This window comes from Lutispora sp. QWL-02 (assembly GCF_058315355.1).
The window spans coordinates 3,974,641-3,991,551 of the sequence record NZ_CM177762.1 but is presented as its reverse complement, the minus strand read 5'-3'; the positions used below and the strand labels follow the sequence as shown (position 1 = coordinate 3,991,551).

Here is a 16,911-nt window from a genome sequence, read left to right as displayed (position 1 = left end):
ATACGAGGAGTGGTTTTATGATAAAGGATGCGGAATTTTGGGAAAAGCATGATGATAAAATAAGATGCTTATTATGTCCTCACAGCTGCGTGATAGCACAGGGTAAATCCGGATTGTGCTCTGTTAGAACCAACATGAATGATGCTCTCAGTACTATGAACTATGGAGAGATAACAGCAATAGCCATGGACCCTATAGAAAAGAAGCCTTTGTATCGATTTGAGCCGGGAAGGAAAATATTATCTGTGGGCAGCTTCGGCTGCAACTTTTCTTGTGATTTTTGCCAAAATTATTCGATAGCTCATTACAGAGCCGAGAGCAGGTATATATCACCGGATGAGCTGGCAGAGCTTTGCAGATCTGCGGAGGACAATATAGGCCTTGCCTTTACCTACAATGAACCATCCATATGGTATGAATATGTGTATGATACCTCAAAGTTGCTGAAGGAAAGATATCCTGAGTTTAAGGCGGTTCTGGTTACCAATGGATATATCCAAAGGGAGCCTCTATTAAAGCTTCTCCCCTATGTGGATGCCATGAATATTGATTTAAAGGCCTTCCATAAGGATTATTACAGGAATGTATGCGGCGGAGATATAGAGCATGTGAAAAGAACCATAGAAGAGTCCTATGATAAATGTCATGTAGAAATAACTACGCTTTTGGTCAGCGGCCTCAATGATTCGCCAGAAGAAGTAGCAAGTATAGCTTCTTATTTAGCCAGTTTGGATAGGGATATTCCCCTTCATCTGTCCCGGTATTTCCCAACCTACAAGATGACCCTGCCCCCCACGGATATAGATGTGATGCTAAAAAGCAGGCATATTGCCCGGCAATATCTGAATCATGTATATTTGGGAAATATGTAAATAATGCTAAAGAAAATCCTTTATTATTACGATATATATTAATAAAGGATTTAATTTTTTTCCATGGAGGGAGATAATTGTGAGAATTGAGTCTGTAACGAATATTTCGCCTATGCAGAAAACTGCTAGTATCAGCAGCGAAGTGAGAAAAAATGCGAGCAATGTACAGCCAATAAGCAGCAATAGTCAGAAGGATAACTACAGCTATCAGGAGTTGTCTCAAAAAACAAAATATGAGCTTTCTATTGATGAATCCGTATGGATAAACATGATAGAGAGGGCTAACAAAGCCATTACCGGTGCCACCTGCAGCTTTGAGTATTCAATACATGAAAGCACAAAACAGATTATGGTGAAGGTTATCAATAGAGATACGAAAGAGATTATAAGGGAAATCCCACCGGAAAAGATACTTGATATGGTAGCCAAGATGTGGGAAATGGCAGGTATCTTGGTGGATGAAAGGAGGTAGATATTATGGTTAATAATATCTCAGGTATGTTAAATTCGAAGCTAAGATTTACCGGTATGGCTTCAGGACTTGATACCGACAGCATCATTCAGCAGATGATGCGCGTAGAGAGGATGAAGGTTGACAAGGTCAAACAGGACAAACAGCTGTTGGAGTGGAAAAGAGACGACTACAGATCCTTCAGCAGTATACTGAAAGGTTTTAAGGATGAGTTTTTTGATGCTATCAGGCCTGCCAGCAATATGAGGTCAGCAAACACCTATTATGCATATAAGAGCAAGTATTCGGTAGAGGGTGTTGTAACCGCATCGGCGAACTCCCAGGTTTCTATGATGGAGCACACGATTAAGGTCAATAAGATGGCTGATACGGCCAAAATTTCCGGAGCACAGAATATAGTGCCTGGTGATGATGAAAGTTTAAGCCTTAGCGATACAATAGAAACGGTAAGGGATAAATTAGGCGGAGATGCTAGTGGTATAACTTTTACAGCAGAAGGAAAGCTTAAGTTTGAAATAAATGATAAAACGATAGAAATTGATAAAGGTAAAAAACTTTCTGATCTTATGTCCGTCATAAACAATGGCGAAGCTGGTGTAAAGATTTCCTATAGCTCATTTTTAGATAAGTTTGAGATGGTCAGCAAGTCTACTGGGGCAAGTGCAAGGATTGAGATCAAGGATGACAGCGGCTTTTTCGATGCTATCGGCTTTAATAAAGACGGAGATGCTACGTATGTGGCCAAAGCTTATGGCGAAGATGCTGCGTTTGAGCTTGATGGCAAAGCTTCTACCAACGCTTCCAACATATTCACCATTGACGGAGTAACCTACACTCTGAATGGCCTAGGGGAAACCAAGGTAACCATTGCCCAGGATACGGATGCCATATTTGACAGGATAAAGACTTTTATAGACAAATACAATGAGATCGTAGACAAAATAACTGCTAAGACAAACGAATCAAGGCCCAAAAGCGGAGGGAGATACGGTTCATATTACCTGCCTCTCACAGATGACCAAAGGGATGCGATGAATGAAGATGAAATTAAAAAGTGGGAAGAAAACGCCAAAAAAGGTCTTGTCAGAAATGACGGTCTGTTGAGCAACGTATTATATAACTTGAGAAGAGCTATGGGAGACAATACGGGAGCAGGAACCCTTGCTTCCATAGGCATTTCTACAGGAGATTGGAGAGAAGGCGCCAGGCTCAATATTAATGATGAAAAGCTGAAAAAAGCTATTGCCGATAATCCGGACAAGGTAATGGAGATATTTGCGAAGCAGCCTGAGAAAAGATATGATCCAAATGCAACTGCAGCTGAAAGAAAAGAAAGATATGACGGAAGCGGCATAATAGAAAGGCTTTTTGATGTAATCGAGGATAATATAAGAACTACAAGGAATGCAGACGGCAAGAAGGGCTTGCTCTTAGAGAAAGCAGGAATAATCGGTGATTTGACAGAATTCGAAAGTACTATGGTCAAGCAGATTGGCGACAAGGAAAAGCTGATATATGATCTTACAGAGAAGCTTTACGATAAAGAGAATGCTCTTTATATGAAGTTTGCAGCATTAGAAACCGCCTTAAGCAGGATGAATTCTCAGTCTGCATGGTTGGCACAGAGCTTTGGAGGCAAGTAAGGATAAAGAATCGAAATGGGGGAGACAGATTTATGGTAACAGCAAATCCATATCAGCAATATCAGCAAAACGTGATCAATACATCCACGCCTCAAGAATTGACTCTGATGCTATATAACGGATTGGTGAAATTTCTGAAGCTTGGGATAGAAGCTATTGAGGAGAATAACCCTCAAAGCGCGCATAATAACATTATTAAAGCTCAAAATATAATAGAAGAATTTATGAGCACTTTGAATATGGATTATGATATTTCTAAAAATTTATACTCTATTTATGAATATATGAACTGGCAGCTGGTAAATGCAAATATTAAAAAGGATAAGGCTGCCATAGAAGAGGTAGTGGTTTTTGCAGAAGATTTGAGAAATACTTGGTCTCAGGCTATGAAATTGGCCAAAAACCGCCAGACAGTGAATAAATAAGGGCATGGTGATCATGCCCTGTTTTTTTGAGGTGATAATATGGATATGGATGTAATGGATATGATATCAAAGCTTCAGAGCTTGCTGGAGCAAAAGAAAACTTCTATGGAATCAATACATAAGCTGACTTTAGCTCAAAAAGCTGATATTGATAAAAACCAGGGAGAAAACTTGAGCAGATTTATAGATGAAAAGCAAAAAGAAATCGATATGATCGAAGGTATTGATCAAGCTTTTGCCGAAATCTATCAGCTTATGAAATCAAAGTTAAAGGTGGATACTTTGGATAGCATAGACGCTGAAAGCTATCCCCAGCTGAAAATTGTTAAAAAAATTACAGGTGAAATTCTGGATTTGGCTGGTGATATAATGAAGCTGGAGGAGGAAAACAAAGGCAGAGTTTCGGACTTGATCGATGGTATAAAAAGACAATTAAAGACAGTAAAGCTTGGGAAAAAATCATTAAAAGCATATGAAACACCTAATGTTAATGTAGGCGGAGTATATATTGATAGAAAAAAGTAGAATTCGTACAATTTGTACAAATATTTAATAAATACATACAAAAATCTTGTATATTCTAATAATAAAGTATATAATATAAAAGTAGTAAATTACCAGGTCTGTGGTTGAAAATCGATGCCAGTCGCAGGCAAAGCGATCCACGTAAACAAAGTAAATACTTTGCGAGCATGGTGCGGCTTAGGGGTAAGTCCGTCCAGGTTTTAACCTGAGAGGAGCTGTAGTGAGGGGCATAACTGCTTGAGCGAAACTTCCCGGCGGCGAGTGTGGGGGCAAAGACCAGGTCAGCTGGTAAATTTATATTATCGGGTATATGTGATTAGGTCAAGAACGTTTTTCTGGAAACTTAAATCCCAAAAAAAGTTCTGGAGACCGGCACTAGCCTAAAGTATTTAAGGAAAGAGGGATTTTCATGTTTCAGGACAAAACGTTAGTATGCAAGGATTGCGGTCAGGATTTCGTGTTCACCGTTGGAGAACAGGAATTCTACGCAGAAAAAGGTTTCCAGAACGAACCTGCAAGATGCAAAGATTGCAGGACTGCTAGAAAAGCAAGCAGCAATGGCGGTGCAAAAAGAGAAAGAGTAATGTATGATGCAGTATGCGCAGAATGCGGCAAAGAGACTCAGGTTCCTTTCAAACCAACAAATGATAGACCTGTATATTGCAAGGAATGCTTTGACGCTAGAAGATAAAAAGGTAAATAAAATAGCCACATTATGTGGCTTTTTTATTTATCTTTTTTAATGTATTTATATAAGCGAATAGCAAATTTTTATACATGCATGGTTTCTAGAGATTTCGACATTTTTTTCTTTCACAGGTAATCAACAATCTTTCAACAGTATTAACCTTGGAAACTCAAGTTATCAACAAAGTTATGCACATTATCCACAGGATGGGGTCAATTATATGTGGATAAGATTGTGATTTAGATAAATTCTCCTATTTTTTTACGAAAGCCTGAGCAAGGTTTGAGAATACACAGTTCTTTGTTCTATTATGTAACCTAATAAGTATTCATCACAAATTGACAATTTTTTATAGTTAACAGTAAGAATTGAATTACATAAATATTCCATAATATTATAGATATTTAGAAAATAATGAATGTGATAAATATAACTAAATAATGGATAAATAAATGAAGGATTATTTAACCTGATGTAGAATAAATTATATATAAACGGTAGCATAATAGTTGCGAAAGGAGATGTTTTTATGCGCATAAGAGTCAGTGGAAAGAATATTGAAGTAACAAATGCCTTGAAGGAGAGAGTAGAGAAGAAGCTATCTAAGTTTGAGAAGTATTTCAATCCTGATACTGAAGCAAACGCAACTTTGACAGTAGAAAAGAACAGACATATTATTGAGGTCACAATTCCCTTTAATGGTATTATTTTGAGGGGTGAAGAGGCTACCGAGGATATGTACTCATCCATTGACAACGTTGTGGAAAAGCTGGAAAGTCAGATTGCCAAATATAGAACAAAGCTTGAAAGAAAGATAAAAGACGGCAGTGTGAGATTCGAGAATTTCTCCTTTAATCAAGAGGATGACGACGATGAAGAGCCTAAAATAGTTAAGACTAAGAGATTTGCCATGAAACCGATGCCTGTAGAAGAAGCGGTTCTGCAAATGGAGCTTTTGGGGCACAGCTTCTTTATGTTTCATAATGCAGAGAGCGATGAAGTCAATGTGGTCTACAAGAGAAAAGACGGAGATTACGGTTTAATAGAACCGGAGTTTTAGCAAAAAGGCTTCTATATTTAGAAGCCTTTTTTTTACTCATTCGGCCTGCAAAGCCATTTGTCAGCCTTCTGTCTTATGGCAAATATAATAAACACCGGACGTTTATAGTCCGGCGTATTCATTTTTTTGCCAATAAAGAGGAGTTGACAAGTTTTGGTCGAATATAATAATAGATCGAGCATATCTATGGGGGGCGAATTTTGTGGATGATAATAAAATTGCGTTGGAGGAAGAGATAAAGTCTCTGGTTTGCAGGATTCCGGATGTCTTATCCTGTAAGGTCATACTGGGTGATAAGAATGAGGTTGAAGATATTCACGTTTTATGTTCTACCGGCAGGAATATCAAGCAATTGGTGCGGGACATACAATCAGCTGTCAGCGCAAGATTCAACATGGAGATCGATTATAAGGTGATCAGTGTTGCTCAAATAGAAGAAAATGAGTATAAGGATAACCGTTTGAAAATAGACAGCATATCCATGATGAATATGGATAACAGCCTCAAGGCTACTGTCGTTCTTGAGAATGAAGAAAAGACCTTTGAGGGTGTCAGCATTAAAGTAAAATCCACAACCAATAAATATAAGGCTGTAGCTGAGGCTACCATACTGGCCTTAGAGGCTTTTATCAATACCAACAGCATATTTTATCTCGAAGGCATCGAGAAGACAAAAATTGCCGGCAGGGATGCTTTTCTCTGTCTGGTTGGATATACATATAAAAATACTGAGAATCTCCTTATAGGCAGCAGTCTTATAAAGACTGATGAAAACGAAGCTGTAGTAAAATCCGCACTCAACGCTTTAAATAGAATGATAAGCAAAATAGTTTAAATTTTGACCGGCATTTTTTCTAGCGGAGTGAGTTTGCCTGTTCGATTAGCGGAAGGACAGAGCCTTAGAAAGAAGGAGGGCAAACCGTGAAAAAGATAGTTTCCATATTGATAACTATACTTTCTCTTATATTAGCTGGAGGAGCTTGGCAGAGCTGGTGGTAGGGCATTGAGAAATGCCGGTCAATTAATGAAGGAGTGTTTTTATGCCTAAAAACCTGAAGTTATATGTTACAGCAGTTATTTTACTAGGCGTTTCTTTTATAATATTTACTTTTGATAGAGCTAATTTTACTGATATATATGGATTAGTTTTTTTTACTTTACTTTCGGTGGCAGCAGAATCACTTGCAATTTCTACTCCGAATCAGAGAGGGATTTCTGTAGGCTTTGCTATAGGCCTTACTGCGTTGATCGTGTTTGGTATACCAGAAGCAAGCTGGATAGCAGGTATAGGTATTATGTTTAGGATATTGAATAAGGAAGGTAAATATGCACATATATTTAATACTCCTATATACAAGACTTTGTTCAACGGTGCCAATATAGTTCTCTCATCAGGCTTGGCAGGACTTTGTTATGAAGCCTTAGGGGGTATCACAGGCCAAATCGAATTTATCAACATATTACCTATAGTGACTAGTATAATGGTGAGCATCGTTGTTAATTCTATAATAATGTCGATATTAATGACTATATTGTCAGGTGATAATATATTTAAATTATTATATACAAATGTGTTTTGGGTAATAAAGGACTATTTGGCTCTTGCTCCTTTAGGCATAATTATGTCTTTAGCATATTTAAACTATGGCAAGCTGGGAGTCCTATTGTTTTTCGGGCCTTTGCTTCTGGCCAGATATTCTTTTAAGATGTATGTAGATATGAGAAATATGTATTTGGACACTGTAAAAGCATTATGCCAGGCTGTAGAAGCCAAGGACCCTTATACTCAAGGCCATTCCCAGAGGGTCAGCGAGCTGGCTTATAAGCTGGGACAGAGGATGAAACTTTCTCATAGAACCACAGAAAATCTTAAGCTGGCAGGAATGCTTCATGATATAGGCAAGATTGGTGTGGACGAGCATATTTTAAACAAGCCCGGCAGGCTCACCGATGACGAATACGGAAAGATAAAGCTTCATCCCGCCATAGGCTCCAAGATCATCCAGGAGATTGATTTTTTAAAAGCAACTGCAGATATTATCCTAAGCCACCATGAGCATTTCGATGGCTCGGGATATCCCAACGGTAAAAGGAAAAGCGAGATTTCCATAGAGTCATGTATTTTGTGTGTAGTAGATGTCTATGATGCCTTGACCTCCGACAGGCCCTATAGAAAGGCCATGACCGATGAGGAAGCTATAGAGATAATAAAGAGGGAGTCAGGGATTTTGTTCAATCCTATAGTAGCCCAGGAATTCATAGATATGATGGGATACAAAGGGGAGGTAGAGAAAGTTGCTGGTTGAAAGTCTGGGAGGAGGCCTGCTGGTAGGAAAGGCCAGGGGAGGGAAATTCTCAAATATATCCTCGGGAGAGATTAGAGGATGGTATTTTATAGGAGCTTCCTTCTTGGTGGAGTTTTCAGCAGTATATTTTGCTTCCAAAGGCGTGAAATTAGTGGTGGATGGAATACCATTCATCCATCTGTTGTCATATATATTATTATTCTTTGGATTATTTATGAATCTTGATAAATATCCGTTCTGGATCATCACTGCAGGAGTTTTGCTTAACTTTATAGTCATAATGGCAAACGGCGGACAAATGCCTATATCAAAGGAAGCCCTGATTTCTGTAGGATTGCTTGATAATGCCGCTGCCATAGAACAAGGCCGGATAATAACCCATACATTGATAAATGATGCTACAAAGCTTAGGTTTTTATCGGATATTTTGGCACTGCCCAAGTATTATCCGCGGCCCAAGGTATATAGCCTGGGAGATATATTCATGGCAGCAGGAGTATTTATATACGTACAGCATCTTATGCTGGGCAAAGGAGTTAATGGGCAAATAGGGAAATAGGGAAATAGAGGAACGGAGAACACGAATTTTCACGGAAGATAGTTTTTATATCTAACCGCGGATTTTCGTGCTTTTTTAATATTAACCGGTGTTTCTCTTTTGTCTGTTATATTAAATCGCAAACTATAATGATTTAGTGTGTAAAAATATTGGAATGCTTAAATTATGCAATAGTGTGGAATCATTAATATTATACTAAGTTGAATTTGATGAAGAATTATAGAGAATTTCCCAGTCTAAAAGGTATAGTTTAAGTATGGTTTGGCACACTGATGCTGTTCTTATAGATAAGGTAAAAAGGAAACAGTGTAATTCCGTAAAAAAATCTGTGTTAATCCATGTTCCCCGTTTTCCTAGACCTCAGAGGAATACCCTCCATTTTTATTGTTATAATAATTTTATTATGTTAAAATTAAATGAATGTTTATGGATATGGAGAATTAATAGGAGTGATGATATATGTCAATTTTGACAAAAATATTCGGCAGCCAGAATGATAGAGAAATAAAAAAGCTGGATAAGCTGGCAGATGAGATCGAAGCTCTTGAACCCAAAATGCAAGCTCTCAGCGATGAAGAGCTTAGAAGTAAGACTGATGAGTTCAAATCCAGGCTTGCCGGCGGTGAAACCTTGGATGATCTTTTGCCCGAAGCCTTTGCCGTAGTGAGGGAAGCCTCACGAAGAGTTTTGGGCATGAGGCATTTCAGAGTCCAGCTCATAGGCGGCCTGGTACTTCATCAGGGCAGGATTGCTGAGATGAAAACCGGTGAAGGTAAGACTTTAGTGGCTACTTTGCCGGTTTATCTCAATGCACTGGAAGGCAAGGGAGTCCATGTAGTGACGGTAAACGATTATCTGGCAACCCGTGACAGCCAATGGATGGGCAAGGTTTACAATTTCTTGGGATTATCCGTAGGCCTTATAGTCCATGGCCTGGATCACAGCGAAAGGCAGCAAGCCTACAATTCTGATATTACCTACGGCACCAATAATGAATTCGGCTTTGACTATCTGAGGGACAACATGGTTATATACAAAGAGCAGATGGTTCAAAGAGAGCTCAACTTTGCCATAGTGGATGAAGTGGACAGCATTTTGATAGACGAAGCCAGAACCCCTCTGATCATATCCGGTGTTGGGGAGAAATCCACCCACCTTTATTATGTGGCAGACAACTTTGTTAAGACATTAAAGAGAGGAGCCGATACCAAGGATGAGAGCAAGGCGGAGATGCTGAGCAAGTATTTTGAGGGTGAGGAAGAGGACGAAGAAACCATCAAGAATAAAGGGGATTATTCTGTCGATCCCAAGGCAAAGACGGTTATACTTACTGAAGCTGGAGTAGAAAAGGCAGAAAGATTCTTTGGCATAGAAAACTTAGCCGATCCGGAAAACATGGAGATACAGCATCATATCAATCAAGCCTTAAAAGCAAGGGCGCTGATGAACAATGATATCGATTATGTGGTTAAGGACGGAGAAGTAATAATAGTAGATGAATTCACCGGAAGGCTCATGTATGGAAGGCGGTACAGCGATGGCCTGCATCAGGCCATTGAGGCAAAGGAAGGGGTAAAGATAGAGAGAGAAAGCCAGACTTTGGCAACCATAACCTTCCAAAACTATTTCAGGATGTATCAAAAGCTTGCTGGCATGACGGGTACTGCAAAGACCGAGGAAGATGAATTCAGGGCCATATATAATCTGGATGTTGTAGAGATACCTACAAATAAGCCCATGATAAGAGAAGACTGCCCTGATGTTATATATAAAAATGAGAAAGGTAAATTCAATGCTGTGGTAAATGAGATCGGGGAGCTTCATGGCAAGGGCAGACCTATACTGGTCGGCACCATATCCATAGAAAAGTCGGAGCTTCTAAGCAGCATGCTTAAGAAAAGAGGAATACCTCACGAGGTGCTGAATGCCAAGTATCATGAGAAAGAAGCCGAAATAATAGCCAAAGCCGGACAAATGAATGCTCTCACAATTTCTACAAACATGGCCGGCCGAGGTACGGACATCGTGCTGGGCGAAGGAGTCAAGGAACTGGGAGGCCTTCATATAATAGGAACAGAGAGACACGAGTCCAGGCGTATAGACAATCAGCTGAGAGGGCGTTCAGGCAGGCAGGGAGATCCGGGCAGCAGCAGATTCTATATATCTTTGGAAGATGATCTTATGAAGCTTTTCGGCTCAGACAAGATAATGAACCTTATGGAGACAATCGGCATGGAGGAGGATATGCCTATAGAACATGGGCTCCTTACCAAAGCTATAGAAAATGCTCAGAAGAAGGTTGAATCGAGAAACTTTGATATAAGAAAGCATGTGCTCCAATATGACAATGTAATGAACAAGCAAAGAGAAGTCATATATGCTCAAAGGCGCCAGGTGCTGATGGGAGAAGATATTAAGGCTTCCATCATGGATATGCTGGAAGAAGTGGTTTCCGATGCGGTAAATAACTTTACGGTAGGAAGCCAATATCCCGAAGAGTGGGACATTGCAGGGCTTTTAGAATATCTCCAGTCGATCTTCCTACCTAAGAGAGCTTTGAAGGTTGAGGATATCAGCGGACTGACAAAGGAAGAACTGAATGATGCTCTAATGGATAGAGCCCTGAAGCTATATGAGGCCAAAGAGGCAGAGGTAGGTTCAGAGAACATGAGAGAGCTGGAGAGGGTTATACTGCTAAAGGTTGTGGACTCTAAGTGGATGGATCATCTGGATGCTATGGATCAGCTGAGAGACGGCATAAACCTCAGAGCCTTTGGGCAGCAAGACCCGGTTCAAGCTTATCAGATTGAAGGCTATGACATGTTCCTGGAGCTTATAAAGAATATAAGGCAGGAGACTATAAAATATATATATAGCGTGAATGTTAACAGAATACCGCAGAGAGAGCAGGTTGCGGAAGAAGTCAGCACGAATCAGGAACAAAGCGGCGGCTATAAGCCCGTTGTGAAGGAAGAAAAGATAGGCAGAAATGACCCATGCCCTTGCGGCAGCGGCAAGAAATATAAAAAATGCTGCGGGAAAGAGAATTAAGGAGGAAAAAGTTATGATTGAACTTGAACAATACAGATTTGAGCTGCCGGATTTGGAGGCGGCAATCAATGATATAGAGGTGTCACTTTGACCCGGGAAGACTGAAGGAGCAGCTCGAAGAAACACACAGCAAGATGGAGCAGCAGGACTTTTGGAATGACTCTGACAATGCTGCCAAAGTGCTGCAGGAATCAAAGAGGCTCAAGGAAAAATTAGAAAGAATAGAAGATTTAAAAAAAGCTTTCGAAGACTTGAAGGTTCTTATGGATCTTTGCGAGGAAGAGGAAGACTCCTCATTATTGGATGAAATACAGCATGAGCTTGAAGGATTGAAGAAGAATATAGAGCAGTTTACCATGGAAACACTTCTCACAGGAGAGTTTGACGGAAACAGCGCCATACTTACCATTCATGCCGGGGCAGGAGGCACAGAAGCCCAGGATTGGGCTGAAATGCTCCTCAGAATGTTTACCAGATGGGCAGAGGGCAAGGGATACAGCATTACGATTCTTGATATGCTGAAGGATACTGAAGCAGGTATCAAGAGTGCTGCTCTTTTGATAGAAGGAGAAAATGCTTACGGATACTTGAAATCAGAAAAGGGAGTACATCGCCTGGTGAGGATATCGCCCTTTGATACGGCAGGGAAGCGGCATACCTCTTTTGCATCTGTAGATATAATGCCTGAACTGGATGATAGTGTGAAAATTGATATAAATGCTGAGGATCTGAGGATTGACACCTACAGATCAGGGGGGGCCGGAGGCCAGCACGTGAACAAAACCGAATCGGCGGTGAGGATCACTCATATACCTACAGGAGTTGTTGTTCAATGCCAAAATGAGAGGTCTCAGCACAGCAACAGGGAAATGGCTATGAAGATGCTCTATGCCAAGCTCCTTGAAATAAAGGAGCAGGAGCAGAAGGACAAAATAGAAGACATTAAGGGAGAATATAGGGAAATAGCCTGGGGAAGCCAGATACGTTCCTACGTTTTTCACCCTTACAGCATGGTAAAGGATCATAGGACCGGCGAAGAGACAGGAAATGTGTACGCCGTGATGGACGGAGATATAGATAATTTTATTAATGCATATCTGAAATGGAGAAGACAGGCTTAGGCCTGTCTTTATGATATTTATGGCATCATATTCATAGGGATATAGGACAAAAGTCACAAAATGTACATGGGAGTGTTTTTGTGTTGAAAATGATGTCTTTTTGCAAAAAATTTGGTAAAATATAATCATTAAGCAATTATTGTTCTATTCTGTTAATTAACTCTAATTTTATCTGATGGTTAACCGCCGCTGATTTATATAAGCTGCGCTAAACCTTCGGACAGCATTCTTAATATTAAAAGGACAGGGGGAAGAAATCTTTGAAAATTTTTACTTTAAAATTCAGGATCTCTCTTGTGGTTATTATTTTTACCATCGCGCCCCTCTTCGTACAACTTTCTTTAAGCTTGAAATCATCTACAGAAAACATGACAGCAAGTATACAAGCTCTCAATGAATCGGTAAATAAGAGCTACTTGGAGAAGTTTGACAATTACATCACCCAGACGACAAAGATTATAGAAATCATACCTCAATCTGCGGATCTATTATCTCTTGACCCTATTGGAAAGGAACGGGCAATACGAAAGCTGGCTGCCTCCGATCAAAGCATAAAGCAAGCCACCTTAACTGATGAAAAGGGCAATATTCTCTTCTCCACAGACACATCCCTAAATGGAAGCGACGCAAGCCAAGAGGTTTGGTTTACAGAAGCTTTGGGAGGCAAACGCTACATTTCAAATTCGTTTTTCGACAAAAGGACAAAACTTCCGGTATTTATCATAGCTGTCCCTGTATTGGACCAGAGTCAAAAGCCTGCCGGAGTCATGAGCGCACATATCGGTTTTGACTACATACAAGGCATCTGTCAAAAGATACAAACAGGTGAGACAGGCTATACATATATAGTTGATAGAAATGGCGCAGTATTGGCCCACCCACAATACAAGGAAAAGGTCCTTAACGGCTATAATGCGGTAACCAACATGATACAAGGAGCCACGAAGGTCATAAAAGGAGAGCGCGGTACCGGGCAGTACGAGAACAGTGAAGGCGAGAAAGTAATGGGTACATATGATGTCATACCGTCAACGGGGTGGGGAGTGATCAGCGAGATAAAGCTTTGGGAAGTCTTACAGCCGGTGGAAAAGGAGAAAAACAGGTATGCAATTATCGCAATCATATCATTTATTATTGCTGCTGCAGCAAGCTACTGGTTGGCCTTGATGATAACAAAGCCGCTTTTGGCAATGACTAAAGTGGCCGAGGAATACCAAAATGGAATTCTTTCAAAGCGTATAACCGTCAAATCCAATGATGAAATCGGCAAGCTTCAAAGTTCTCTTAATTCTATGGCGGATTCCCTGGCGGGAATCCTGACAGAAGTAAATAAAGCGGTAGAAGAAGTAACTGCTTTTTCTCAGGGCTTGAGTGAAAATGCCAATATCAGCGCCGCTTCGATTCAGGAGATCTCCGCCATCGTTGATCATGTGGCAGACGGGGCATCTTCACAGATCGGCTCGCTGGGTGAGACCACAAACATTGCCAATGAAGTATCTTCTTCTGTTGAAAGGGTGTCCGGGGATTCCAAGGAAGTAGCTGATTATGCCAGAGAAGCAGCACAGAGAGCTCAGGAAGGAACCGATAATATTAAAGCGGTCAATGAGAGCATGGAGACAATAAAGACTAATGTAGAAAATTCAGCTGCTTTGGTGGAGAAGCTTGGAGTAAAATCCTCAGAGGTTACAGGCATAGTAAATATCATCAGGGATATTGCGGACAGAACCAATATGCTTGCCCTAAACGCCGCCATCGAAGCTGCCAGAGCAGGCGAAGCAGGGAGAGGCTTTGCTGTCGTGGCTGATGAAGTGAGGAACCTGGCGGATCAGACCAAGGGAGCCTCCATGGATATAGAGACGGTTATAAGTGAAATACAGAAGGAGACCCAGGATACTGTGGATGCCATGAATAAAGGATTGAATGATGTGGATCATAGTGCAGAAGCCATAAGAAAGGCTTATGGTGACTTTGATACCATAATTTCTATGATTCAATCCGTTTCGGAAAAAATTGTTGCCGTATCCGATTCTATCTATCATCTCAAGAATGATATGGACAGAATAATAGGATCATTGGATAATGTCAGCCAGATATCTGCTTCTACCTCTGAGGGGACTCAGAACATTTTGGCGGGCACCGAAGAACAAGCCTCTGCTTTGCAGCAGATAAATGAATCCGCATCCAAGCTGAGCGAGATGGCAGAGAGCCTTCAAAAGACTGTTGGAAGGTTTAAATTATAGGTTAAATTAAGGGAACGCATACAATGCGTTCCCTACACTATTTCCACTCCTATATTCGATGCACCGGCCGCCTTCAATGTCCAGCTGCCTGTCATGCCTTTCAAATACTCCTTCATGGCAGCCTCAAAGCCCATATCATCCGCCGGCAAAACCGCAATGATGGTGGGGCCGGCGCCGCTCAGGAATGCTGCCAGGGCACCCAGCGAATGAGCCCTGCCTGTTATTTCATCGAAGCCAGCTACTAAGCTCTTCCTATAGGGCTGATGAATGGCGTCCTTGCAGGCATATTTGAGCAGCTCTCCGTCACCTGTGATCATAGCAGCAGTTAAGAGGGATGATCTGCTGATATTGAATACTCCGTCACCGAAGGCTATTTCCTTCGGAAGCACCCCTCTGGACTGAGAGGTGGGAAGGGTAAATTCGGGATACATTACGGCATACTTAAAGCCCCCATAGGCCTCCTTGCGGAAATAAACTACCCTGTCTCCGTCTTGAGAAGACACAGTGAAGCCTCCTAAAAAGGCGGGAACAATGTTATCGGGATGGCCCTCTATTTCAGTGCCTATTTTTATCAGCTCATCTATGGACAAATTTGCAGCGGACAGGACATTGCCGGCTGTGCAGCCTGCGGCGATACAAGCGGCACTGCTTCCCAAACCCCTGCAAATGGGTATATTGATCTCCTGTTCTATATGTAAAAAAGGCATAGCTTTTCCTACATAATCAAATATTCTTTTGGCAGACATATATATCAGATTATTCTCATCTTGAAAATCCATATCCGCTTCAGCAAACCTTACCCTGTTCTCTATGTCCAAGGCCAGTCCCAGACAGTCAAAACCGGGCCCCAGATTAGCCGTTGTGGCTTTTACAGCAACTTCTATCATGCTCACACCGCCTCAGGACAGGATTTTCATCAAATCATCAATATTTGGGGATATCTTTTTAATATCGATTTCACAGTTCATGGCGGTATCAGGATCCTTGAGGCCATTCCCTGTCAGTATGCAAACAACGGTCTTGCCGGAGAGATCATGAGTTTTGACATACTTCATTAAACCTGCAAGACTTGCACAGGAAGCAGGCTCAGCGAATATGCCTTCACGGGAGGACAAAAGCCTGTATGCTTCCAGGATTTCCTCATCGGTTACTTTGTCTATGGCTCCTTGAGACTCTATGAGAGCAGCATTGGCTTTATCCCATGAAGCAGGGTTTCCTATCCTTATCGCCGTAGCGATGGTTTCAGGATTTTCAATCACTCTCCCTTCAACTATAGGCGCAGCTCCTGCGGCTTGCACGCCCATCATCTTGGGAAGATGGTCTATCACATTGTTTTCCCTATATTCCTTGTAGCCCTTCCAGTAGGCAGAGATGTTTCCTGCATTTCCTACAGGCATGAATTGATAGTCAGGGGCTTCGCTCAGATCATCACAGATTTCAAAAGCTCCGGTTTTTTGCCCTTCGAGTCTGTAGGGGTTTATCGAATTTACTATGGTCACGGGAAACCTCTCGGCAGCCTCCTTGACCAAAGTGAGAGCTTGATCGAAATTGCCCTTTATCTGAATTATATCCGCTCCGTATACTATAGCCTGCGCCAGCTTTCCTAAGGCTACCTTTCCCTCCGGTATAAGCACGATGCACTTTATTCCGGCTCTTGCCGCATAGGCAGCTGCCGAAGCTGAGGTGTTGCCGGTGGAGGCACATATAACGGTTTTGGAGCCTTCACTGACGGCTTTGGTGATCGCGGCGGTCATACCTCTGTCCTTGAAGGAACCCGTAGGATTGACCCCTTCATATTTGAAATAGAGATTGCAGTTTCCTACCGCATCATTCAAATTTCTTGAATGAATAAAGGGCGTATTTCCCTCATTAAGCGTAATTATATCCTCACAATAAATATCCTTTAAATAATCCTTGTATCTTTCTATTAAGCCCTTGTACAATCTGTA

15 protein-coding genes are annotated in these 16,911 nt (G+C 41.2%); 13 read left to right on the top strand and 2 right to left on the bottom strand.

Translation table 11 applies throughout. The annotated features are described in order from the left end of the window. Positions 1–17: 17 nt before the first annotated feature. The 13 genes from amrS to AC4HCY_RS18970 all read left to right on the top strand — a co-directional run bounded on the left by amrS (position 18) and on the right by AC4HCY_RS18970 (position 14,962). Positions 18–872 carry an AmmeMemoRadiSam system radical SAM enzyme gene (amrS, locus tag AC4HCY_RS19030; protein ID WP_491094895.1) on the top strand — a complete coding sequence of 285 codons (855 nt, stop codon included), beginning with the start codon at positions 18–20 and terminating at the stop codon, positions 870–872. A gap of 79 nt (positions 873–951) precedes the next feature. Further along, the gene (locus AC4HCY_RS19025; protein ID WP_323433322.1) at positions 952–1,344 is read left to right on the top strand and encodes a flagellar protein FlaG; all 393 of its coding nucleotides are present in this window, start codon (positions 952–954) and stop codon (positions 1,342–1,344) included. Between the two features lie 5 nt (positions 1,345–1,349). Then, entirely contained in the window at positions 1,350–2,987 is a 1,638-nt protein-coding gene (gene fliD, locus AC4HCY_RS19020; RefSeq protein WP_491094894.1) for a flagellar filament capping protein FliD, read from the top strand. Between the two features lie 32 nt (positions 2,988–3,019). After that, positions 3,020–3,412 carry a flagellar export chaperone FliS gene (gene fliS, locus AC4HCY_RS19015; RefSeq protein WP_255226421.1) on the top strand — a complete coding sequence of 131 codons (393 nt, stop codon included), beginning with the start codon at positions 3,020–3,022 and terminating at the stop codon, positions 3,410–3,412. A gap of 39 nt (positions 3,413–3,451) precedes the next feature. Further along, positions 3,452–3,937 carry a flagellar export chaperone FlgN gene (flgN, locus tag AC4HCY_RS19010; RefSeq protein WP_491094893.1) on the top strand — a complete coding sequence of 162 codons (486 nt, stop codon included), beginning with the start codon at positions 3,452–3,454 and terminating at the stop codon, positions 3,935–3,937. Positions 3,938–4,346: 409 nt separating this feature from the next. Beyond that, positions 4,347–4,628, top strand: coding sequence for a zinc-ribbon domain containing protein (locus tag AC4HCY_RS19005; RefSeq protein WP_323433324.1), 282 nt, complete (start codon positions 4,347–4,349; stop codon positions 4,626–4,628). 526 nt (positions 4,629–5,154) lie between these two features. Continuing rightward, complete coding sequence (gene hpf / locus AC4HCY_RS19000) at positions 5,155–5,685, top strand: ribosome hibernation-promoting factor, HPF/YfiA family (protein ID WP_323433325.1); 531 nt, start codon at positions 5,155–5,157, stop codon at positions 5,683–5,685. Positions 5,686–5,887: 202 nt separating this feature from the next. Continuing rightward, complete coding sequence (locus AC4HCY_RS18995; protein WP_323433326.1) at positions 5,888–6,520, top strand: hypothetical protein; 633 nt, start codon at positions 5,888–5,890, stop codon at positions 6,518–6,520. Between the two features lie 205 nt (positions 6,521–6,725). Further along, on the top strand, positions 6,726–7,991 hold the full coding sequence (locus AC4HCY_RS18990; RefSeq protein ID WP_491094892.1) for an HD-GYP domain-containing protein: 1,266 nt from the start codon (positions 6,726–6,728) through the stop codon (positions 7,989–7,991). Beyond that, positions 7,981–8,550, top strand: coding sequence for a DUF5317 domain-containing protein (locus AC4HCY_RS18985; protein WP_323433328.1), 570 nt, complete (start codon positions 7,981–7,983; stop codon positions 8,548–8,550). The genes AC4HCY_RS18990 and AC4HCY_RS18985 overlap by 11 nt, the downstream gene beginning before the upstream one ends. Before the next feature lie 459 nt (positions 8,551–9,009). After that, positions 9,010–11,601: a preprotein translocase subunit SecA gene (gene secA, locus AC4HCY_RS18980; RefSeq protein ID WP_491094891.1), complete on the top strand. Its 2,592-nt coding sequence runs from the start codon at positions 9,010–9,012 to the stop codon at positions 11,599–11,601. A 13-nt stretch (positions 11,602–11,614) separates the two neighbouring features. After that, a protein-coding gene (prfB, locus tag AC4HCY_RS18975; RefSeq protein ID WP_491094890.1) for a peptide chain release factor 2 occupies positions 11,615–12,722 on the top strand; the annotation gives its coding sequence in 2 pieces (ribosomal slippage) (positions 11,615–11,689 and positions 11,691–12,722; 1,107 coding nt in all). A 260-nt stretch (positions 12,723–12,982) separates the two neighbouring features. After that, positions 12,983–14,962 (top strand): methyl-accepting chemotaxis protein, encoded by a 1,980-nt coding sequence (locus AC4HCY_RS18970; RefSeq protein WP_491094889.1) that lies wholly within the window; start codon positions 12,983–12,985, stop codon positions 14,960–14,962. 32 nt (positions 14,963–14,994) lie between these two features. Here AC4HCY_RS18970 and thrB read toward each other — a convergent pair whose 3' ends face one another. Together thrB and thrC are read right to left on the bottom strand one after the other, a co-directional pair. Further along, positions 14,995–15,849 carry a homoserine kinase gene (gene thrB, locus AC4HCY_RS18965; RefSeq protein ID WP_323433332.1) on the bottom strand — a complete coding sequence of 285 codons (855 nt, stop codon included), beginning with the start codon at positions 15,847–15,849 and terminating at the stop codon, positions 14,995–14,997. Positions 15,850–15,861: 12 nt separating this feature from the next. After that, positions 15,862–16,905, bottom strand: a complete 1,044-nt coding sequence (gene thrC, locus AC4HCY_RS18960; RefSeq protein WP_491094888.1) for a threonine synthase — start codon at positions 16,903–16,905, stop codon at positions 15,862–15,864. Between the last annotated feature and the right edge of the window lie 6 nt (positions 16,906–16,911).